Below are 2,016 nucleotides of genomic sequence, written 5' to 3'. Positions count from 1 at the left end.
CAGAGACCGCCACCGTAACGGTAACCTACGACGGAGCAAACGACGCGCCCGTCATCACCGTCGGCGCGGACGATTCGTCCTCTGGCGCGGTAACGGAAAGCGACGCTACGCACCTCACGGCAGGCGATACACTAACGCTCACGGACGTAGACATCTCTGATACGGCGGCCGCCAAAATCACCGGCCTCACCGTAACAGGCAATACGGGAATCACAGGACAGCCGACTGATGCGGAGCTACTTGCGATGTTTAAAACAAGCGGAAACGCACTGGCCTCAGGCGAGACGACCGCAAAGATAAACTGGACCTTCGACAGCGGAAACACGACCTTTGACTTCCTCTCAGAAGGCGAGAAACTAGAGCTTGCATATACAATAACCGCAACGGACAGCAACGGATCCGAAACTTCACAGATCGTAACGGTAACAGTAACCGGCACAAACGACGCGCCGGTCATATCAGAGAAAAGCGGCGATTCGTCGCTCGGAGAAGTGACAGAAACGGATGCAGACCATCTTAATGTAAACGGCACGCTTACATTAAACGATGTAGACGTTACAGACGCGGTTGGTACGACGGTCACAAGCGTCAACGTGGCGGGCGATATAAATATAGCCTATCAGCCTACAAGTGACGAACTGCTTGCAATGTTCAAAACAATCGGCAGCGAAATATCCGCCGGAGAGACTTCCGATCAGATTACATGGACCTTCGACAGCGGCGCCAAAACCTTCGACTACCTCGCCGCTGGAGAAAAACTTGACCTTTCATATACCATAACCGCAACTGACAGCCACGGAGCTACGGCGACGAAGGTGGTCGTCGTGACGGTGGCGGACAGCAACGACAGGCCCGAAATCTCCGTAGCAACAGGCGACAGCGTAGCGGCCAACCTTGATGAGACCGATATTACTGCAAGCGGAACTCTGACATTGACCGATATCGACGTCACAGACAACGTTGCCTCCGAGGTAATAAAGGTCGACATCAGCGGTGTATGGCAAGGAATCACAGAAGCGCCTTCACAGGATGATATTCTGAAAATGCTGAATACCGGAGGTCTTGAACTTGACAACACCGAGACCTCGGACAAGATCTTGTGGAACTTCAACAGCAACGGCGCCTCCTTTGCTTATCTTGCTGAAGGAGAACAGGTCGTCCTCACATACACCATACAGGCAAAGGACGACAGCGGCAAAGGCGCCGGCTCCCCACCAGACGAAAGCGACACCTCGGACACCAAGGAAATAACTATTACGATAACCGGGAGCAACGACCTTCCAGTTATTGACATCGGCACAGGATCCGCTGCGGAAACTGTAGTTGAATCGGATGCAAAAAATCTTACGGTAAACGGTACGCTGACATTGAGCGACCCCAACGTCCATGACAGCGTCGGCACAACAACTAAATACTTATCCGTCGCTGGAGCCACTGGGCGCGACGGAGAACCTACGGCAGAAGAATTTAATAAAATGTTCACAACGCTAGGCAATGAAATAACGTCAGGCAATGTGAAAGGAACTATAAACTGGACATTCGACAGCAAGAATGAAACCTTTGACTACCTTGCCGCTGGCGAAAAGCTTGAAATCTCCTACGAGATAACGGCGACGGACAGTAAGGGAGGAAAGACGACGCAGATCGTCGTCGTCACCGTGACCGGCAGCAACGACAAGCCCGAAATTACAATAGCAGCAGGCGACAGCAGCACCGGCGCTCTCTCCGAGACAGATACGGGACTCAGCACCACGGGCACGCTTACACTGACCGACCTGGACGTAACAGACAAAGTCGGCTCCAGCGTAGTACAAAAGGTCACTGTCACAGGAACAGGAGCCGGCCTCTCCGGGCAGCCGACCGAAGCTGCGCTTATTGCGATGTTCACAACGGGCGGCAGCGAACTTGACGGCACCGCTACTCAAGATAAAATCAACTGGGCATTCAACAGCGGCAGCGAGAATTTTAACTATCTTGCCGAAGGAGAAACGCTCGTCCTCACATACACAATACAGG

At 52.9% G+C, this 2,016-nt stretch carries 1 protein-coding gene; it reads left to right on the top strand.

Translation table 11 applies throughout. From position 1 onward, the window contains the following. The coding region (locus RRY12_13080; GenBank protein ID MEG2185607.1) for a VCBS domain-containing protein at positions 1-2,016 on the top strand (2,016 nt) is incomplete at both ends.

It is taken from the genome of Cloacibacillus sp., assembly GCA_036655895.1.
Taxonomy (GTDB): Bacteria; Synergistota; Synergistia; order Synergistales; family Synergistaceae; genus JAVVPF01.
The sequence above is the reverse complement of the archived record's forward strand: the minus strand, read 5'-3'. Positions and strand labels throughout refer to the sequence as shown.